Origin of the sequence: Rhizobium ecuadorense (genome assembly GCF_001187535.1) — a bacterium.
Lineage (GTDB): Bacteria > Pseudomonadota > Alphaproteobacteria > Rhizobiales > Rhizobiaceae > Rhizobium > Rhizobium ecuadorense.
Window position 1 is genome coordinate 1 of the sequence record NZ_LFIO01000441.1, and the last position, 283, is coordinate 283.

1 pseudogene is annotated in these 283 nt (G+C 59.0%); it reads right to left on the minus strand.

The features are described 5' to 3' along the window. Positions 1–77: 77 nt before the first annotated feature. Positions 78–283, minus strand: a pseudogene (locus AF337_RS11055) (ABC transporter permease); the annotation flags it as partial.

Genomic DNA, 283 nt, shown 5'->3' on the forward strand with positions numbered 1-283 from the left:
CAAACAGTCTGCCAGGCGCCGGTCAGAAGCAGCGGCCAATAGGAAGAGATCCAGGTGAAACTCATGGGGCGCTTTCTTCAGGCAAGGCACGGCTGTCCCCGCCGTACCCGTCCCTCGATCAGTTTGAAGACGACGTTGGAAACAAGAGTGATGGCGAGATAGAGAAGGGCCGAAGCAAGGAAAAAAACGAAGTAATGCTTGGTGCTTGCCCCGGCAAGACGGGTGGCGAGCGCCAGTTCCTGGTAGCCGACGACCGCGACCAGCGCGCTGTCCTTGGTTACCG